The organism is Gluconobacter sp. R75690, from assembly GCF_015244525.1.
Lineage (GTDB): Bacteria > Pseudomonadota > Alphaproteobacteria > Acetobacterales > Acetobacteraceae > Gluconobacter > Gluconobacter potus.
Map to the genome: position 1 here is coordinate 1 of NZ_JABCQB010000028.1, position 6282 is coordinate 6282.

General features: G+C 52.5%; 4 protein-coding genes. 1 reads left to right on the forward strand and 3 read right to left on the reverse strand.

Going from position 1 to position 6282, the window contains the following annotated elements; all coding sequences use genetic code 11:
• Nucleotides 1–88 precede the first annotated feature (88 nt).
• From HKD27_RS16040 to HKD27_RS16050, 3 genes are read right to left on the reverse strand one after another with little or no spacing between them, the layout of a single operon-like run.
• The gene (locus HKD27_RS16040) at nucleotides 89–1477 is read right to left on the reverse strand and encodes a HAMP domain-containing sensor histidine kinase (RefSeq protein ID WP_228518605.1); all 1389 of its coding nucleotides are present in this window, start codon (nucleotides 1475–1477) and stop codon (nucleotides 89–91) included.
• Nucleotides 1474–2178: a response regulator transcription factor gene (locus HKD27_RS16045; RefSeq protein ID WP_194690199.1), complete on the reverse strand. Its 705-nt coding sequence runs from the start codon at nucleotides 2176–2178 to the stop codon at nucleotides 1474–1476. Before HKD27_RS16045 ends, HKD27_RS16040 begins: the two co-directional genes overlap by 4 nt.
• A complete protein-coding gene (locus HKD27_RS16050; protein ID WP_194690200.1) occupies nucleotides 2175–5417 on the reverse strand; it encodes an efflux RND transporter permease subunit in 3243 nt (1080 codons plus the stop codon). Before HKD27_RS16050 ends, HKD27_RS16045 begins: the two co-directional genes overlap by 4 nt.
• A gap of 719 nt (nucleotides 5418–6136) precedes the next feature.
• Here HKD27_RS16050 and HKD27_RS16825 point away from each other — a divergent pair.
• Nucleotides 6137–6282: transposase (locus tag HKD27_RS16825; RefSeq protein WP_370544289.1), on the forward strand; the 146-nt coding region annotated here is incomplete at its 3' end.

Consider the following 6282-nt stretch of genomic DNA (forward strand, 5'->3'; position numbering starts at 1 on the left):
AAGAACTGGCGGCGTGTCGCTACCCGATACGACAAGACCGCCCAGTCCTACCTCGGCTTTGTTTCGATCGCCTCAGCCTTCCTTTGGATCAGCTTTGTCCACGGGCGCTAGGGAAGTTCAATTCACAGCGGAGGCCAGGTTCGTTATCCAGAAGACGGATCTGCCCTCCATGAAGCCGAACAATAGCCCTTACCATGCTGAGGCCAAGTCCGGTTCCCGGCACGGAGCGACTCCTGTCGAGCCTGACCATTTTTTCAAAGACACGTTCCCGTTCGTGAACGGGGATGCCCGGCCCGTTGTCGGAGACTGCAATGGTTACAATGCCGGGAAGTGCGGAGGACGAAAGGGTAATCTGACTGCCGGCAGGACAATGATTTGTGGCGTTTTCAAGAAGGTTGGCAAGCATTTGGGTCAGAAGCACCCTGTTGCCGTCAAGATGCATGGTGTGAGACGGGATACTCAGGTTGAGGCTCTGGTTACGATCTTCCAGAATAGGTCGATAGAGGTCTGAAATCGTGAGCAGAATTTCGTTGACGTCGAGCATCTGCTTATCGCGCACACGATCATCGGCCTCGATCTGAGCCAGTTTCAGCAAGGAAGCGAAAATCTCTAAGGCTTCGTCCAGATTGTGTCTAGCTTGATTGAGGACGCCCGCTCCAGCGGGAGGCAGCGCGATTCTTGAAAGGCTCTCAAGATGCTGACCCAGGTGGGCAAGCGGGCGCCTCATGTCATGAGCGATGTCATCGGTGACCTGACGTATACTGGCAACGAGGGTCTCGTTTCTTTCGAGCATGGCGTTCAGGCTGACCGCAAGATGATCGAACTCGTCATTTACGGCATTCAAGGGGAGCCGGCGAGACAGGTCGCCACGCATGATGTCACGCGCCGTCTGGCTGATGACTTCAATCTTTCCTAGAACAAGCCGACTGAGAACCAAACCGCCGGCCACACCGATCAGGATAAAGCCGATGGCGCTCCACCCCAACATGAACCACAGGTCACGACGAAGAGTTTGCACCGGTCTGGCATCGATTCCGACGAACAGGTATCCGCCGTCCTGCAATATCAAACCATATCCGATCACAGGGTGATAGTCAGGGGGTAGGGAACGATGGGTCCAGGACAGTGTTCGCCAGCCTGGAACGTGTCTCAGGTGAAGCATGTTACCGACGACAATGTGTTCTGAAGCATTCTGAAGAAGATAATAAAATCCAGGCTCGTTTCGTACGAGTTCGCTCATGACGGGTTCAAGATGCGCGACGTCCTTAATGCGCGCCTCCGAAAGGGCCTCGTCACGCTCATTGGCCACGGACTGCTTTATCTGTTGCGATAGAAGGTTCAGGCTATGGTAGCCGGAGAAAGCCATCACAGTGACACCACTGATGACGAAGCAACCCGCAAATAATGCAACGATCCGAAAAGACGAACTGCGAAAGGGAGATGGCCCCTGAGAAGGCGTGACGACGTCATTCCTCATGTTTTAGGACCGCGCAGAATATAGCCTTTTCCTTTGACGGTATGAATCAACTGCGGAGCATCGCGCCCCAGTCGCTCTCTCAGCCGGCTAATATGCGTTTCAACGAGATTTGTCCGGATGGGAAAGTCGATGTCCCAGACAGCTTGCAGAAGCATTTCACGTGAAAAAATGACGAGCGGATGCCGGATGAAATATTCGAGGAGCTTGAGTTCCTGAGCCTGAATATACAACTTCGCCCCGGCGCGACGGACTTCACGGGTCAGAAGATCTATCTCGAGATCCGCGAATAAGAGGCGGGTTTCGTTTGAAAATTCTCTTGATCTCCGAAGCAGGCTTTCTACTCTTGCCGAGAGTTCCGTTAATGCAAACGGTTTGACGAGGTAGTCATCTCCACCACTCCGCAGCCCGCTAACACGATCATGAATACCGTCCATGGTCGTCAGAAAGAGAACAGGTGTCTGAATGTCTTGAGATCTTATGTTCGTTAAAATTGTCAAACCGTCCATTCCAGGAAGACGGCGGTCGAGAATAATGCAGTCCCATAAACGGGATGTCGCCAGACTTTGGCCACTGAGACCGTCAGTGGCCGTTGTAATATGGACATGTGAGTTTCTGAAAAAACACTCGATATATTCGACCGTGTTGACGTCATCCTCAACAAGGAGGATGTGTGCGACAGAATGGGGAATTTCTTGGCTCATGATGGGGCGCCCCCAGCAGGATGCTGACGCGCAAGGACGCGCTTTGCCATGACCGCGAGGCGAGCGAGAGCGACATACAGGGCGGGTGTGGTATAAAGTGTCAGTGCCTGACTTAGAGCGAGGCCTCCGAGAATGGTAATGCCGAGTGGCAGACGCATCTCGGCACCATAGCCATGCCCCAGAACCAGCGGCAGGGCGCCAAATGCCGCCGCAAATGTCGTCATCATGATGGGACGAAAGCGCAATTCACAGGCCCGCAGGATGGCATCCCGGGTTGTTGCTCCGTGCTTCTCGGCTTCGATCGCAAAATCAATCAGCATGATCGCGTTCTTCTTGACAATTCCGACCAGAAGAAGAAGGCCGATCATCGCCATAAGCGAAAATTCTTCGTGGCACAGCCATAATGCCAGCATTGCCCCTACACCTGCGGACGGCAGAGTGGAGAGAACCGTCAATGGGTGGATCATGCTCTCATATAATATGCCCAGCACGATATAAATCGCCAGAACAGCGCATCCGAAGAGAAGTGGTTCACTCCCCGCCGAGCTGCGTAGCTGTGCGGCATTTCCGGCATAACTACCTTGAATCGACGGCGGAAGCTTGATGCGCGCAACGGCTCTATCAACAGTGTTCATCGCCTGGCCCAATGAGACACCGGGCGGGAGATTGAACGAAACTGTGGCGGCGATGGCCTGGCCCTCGTGATTGACCGCGAGCGCTGTTGCGCTATCCTGACGGGTCGATACGACAGATAGCGGCACCATTGTTTCCACCGTTGTCGTGACTGCCGAACCCGAGGATGCTGATGCTCCCCCTGCGAGACTGTTCGCCAGAAGATTATCGACGCTCTGGAACACATCACGGTTGCTGAAGTTGTAATTAATGGATCGGACACGAATGCGATTTGATTGTGACGCTCCCGAAGGCGCGCCTCCAGACGTACTGATCCATGTCTGGGCCAACATCTCGGGAGACTGCCAGAAGCGTGGCGCGACCTCCATAACGACACGATATTGGTTGAGTGGATTGTAGATGACGGATGCGGCGCGCTGGCCATAAGCATCATAGAGAACATTATCAAGAAGCTGAGGTGTGATTTGTAAGCGGGCAGATATGTCACGATTAATATGGACGTCCATACTGCTGCCTCCCAGAAGAACATCTGAGGAGACGTCCATCAACGTGGGTTCGTTGGTCAGAGCGGTTAGAAGGCGTTGTGTGTACTCGTAAAGCATGTGAGCATCGTTTGCCCGTAGGGTATATTGATAAGCCGCGTTACTAGGGCGCGCGCCAATCCGGATGGCGCCTCGCTGAAGCGCGAAGAAGCGCGCATCTTTGAGAACGCGCGTGCGAGCATCCAGATGTTTCATGGTCTCAGCAACACTGTTGCTGCGTGTTGCCTTGTCTGTGAGGCGTATGAAGATATTCCCCTGATTAGACGATCCCCGCCCGCCAAGAAAGCCCGCGACGGATGCTACATCAGGATCTTGCAGAAGGAGCGTCTGGACAGTGCTCATGTTCTGCTCCATCGCCTGGAACGAGATTGTCTCGATTCCTAGAATACGTCCCAGAAGCATTCCTGTGTCTTCGTCGGGAAAGAGGCTTCGTGGCAGGTTTTGGTAGAGTATGAGTGTCAGACCGATCGTAGCCGGGATGGACAGTAGGACCATAATCGGATGACGAAAAGAGGCCATCAAGGTGCGCTGATAGGCATGCAGTACGCGGTTATGACATCGGTCCAGAGCCTGAGTAAACGTACTCGTCGAGCCTTGTGTGCCCAGATGTGCACAGATCATTGGCGTGAGGCTCAGAGACAATACGGCTGAAACGCACAGGCAGATCGAGACGGTTATGGCGAATTCATGGAATAGGCGACCGGTCAGCCCTCCCATGAGCAGGATCGGAAGAAAAACCACGATGAGGGATGCTGTGATCGAGATAATTGTAAAATTAACCTCGCATGCCCCCTGCTTTGCGGCGTCCAAAACGGGGACGCCTTCTTCTTCGTGCCGGGCAATATTTTCGACGACAACAATAGCGTCATCAACGACAAACCCGGTGGCGATCGTCAATGCCATCAGCGACATGTTATCGAGGCCATAGCCGAGTATCCACAGAAAGCCGAGCGTTCCCAGAAGAGATACAGGGATGACGATGGCCGGAACGAGGACCACACGGGGAGATCCTAAAAATAGAAGAACGATCAATATGACCAGCACGACTGAGATACCGAGCGTCATGCGTGTATCCATAAGAGAGGCGCGAATGACGACGGATCGATCCATGACCACATGAAGGTCAACGCCGGACTTCAGAGTGCGCTGCATCTGCTTGTATTGACTGTGTACCTGATCCATCGCCGCGACGATGTTCGCACCGGCCTGCATATATACTTGCATCACAATAGCCGGTTGGCGATCATAGTAGCCGGCATTGCGAACGTCTTCGACGCTATCGATAGTCTGCGCGACATCATCCAGATGAATCGGCCGGCCGTTGCGCCACGCCACGATGAGATTTTGATAGTCGGCAGCATGGTGAATTTGATCATTGGTCACTATCTGAAAGCGCTGATCGTGGGTATCAACAACCCCTTTAGGGGTATCGGCATTGGCTGACGCCAATGCAGCGCGGATATCTTCAAATCCAAGGCCATACTTGTATAAATATAGTGGATCGATTTCCACGCGTACTGCGGGCAAGGCACTTCCAGTGATCTGTACCAGTCCAACGCCACGGATATGTGATAACAGTGGCACCAGATTGTTGGTCGCCTGATCGTATAATTCCGGCAGCGTATGATTGTGCGACGTTAGTGCAAGGATCAGGGCCGGAGGATCATTAGGATTGGCTTTCGAATACGTCGGATTCTGTCTTAGAGTGCGCGGCAGATCAACGCGAGCTGCCTGCAGGGCAGCGGCAACATCGCGAGCCGCTCCATTGATATCTCGCGAAAGCGAAAACTGGAGCGTAACCCGTAGCATTCCACTACTGGACTGTGATGTCATTTCCTCCAAACCGGCAATAGATCCTAGGTGACGCTCGAGAGGTTCCGCAATGGAACTCGCGATCTGTTCAGGTGTTCCACCGGGTTGAAGGGCCTGTACCTGGATAACTGGAAAATCAATATTAGGAAGATCGGCAACAGGTAATGATATATAGCCCATTATACCAAACAGGCAGAGCGCGATTGTAAGTAGCGTCGTTGCTATGGGCCTGGATATAAACCAGTTTGTCATTCGGCTTAATCTTTGTCCTATTCTCATGCACTCCAGTATCTGGGATGCTTTCTGCATACTCGAGGAAGCATTCTCAACTCACAAGGAAAGATAGACAATGTTGGGCATTATTAATAAAATAGTTCGATCCCGGATCGGGCGCATTTGTTATTATATTTGCCGTAATTGAATTATTCTGTTTCGATTTCTTGGGGTGGGTATGGCATTATGTGGATATGGCAAATTATCTTCTATAAAATGGTCGTATATTTTGTTGGCGTTTGCGATCGATTGAGAGGGTATTGATATATCCAGCGAATTTATCGCCAACACATCGGGTCATTTTCTCTTGTTATAAGAGACGGGTAAGACGGAGTGCCGAGAAATGGCTGGCTGGTTTCTCTTACTTTAGCATCGCATTCATTGAATTTGCTCTGAGTGCAGTTTCCAGGGGCCGGACTGGTTCTTATGCCATTGCTCGGTCTCTTACTACGTCCAGAGGGCGTTCCTGTGGCTCTATCGATCGGTACGGCTGTTAGCTCCGTATCCCGTATCATCTTTTTTCCGAAATATCCGCTAGCAACTGTGTTTAAGCGCTGTATCTCACCTCATGAACCGCTCTTGGCCAAGGGCCGTTCATGAGGTCATCATAACTGGCTGGAGACACATAAGATGTTTTAGCGCTCGTGGACAAAGCTTGACGGGGGTGCACGAGATTGATTCAACGCTGCCATTTGGAGATGGCTTTGGACGAGACGATCGGGGCGACGGATGCGGAATGGGCGATAATTGGTCCGCTTCTGCCTTCTGAGCGTGGACGTTGGGCGCGCCCGTCTGGAGATAACCGCCGTTTTCTCAATGGTATGCTGCACATCCTACGCACTGG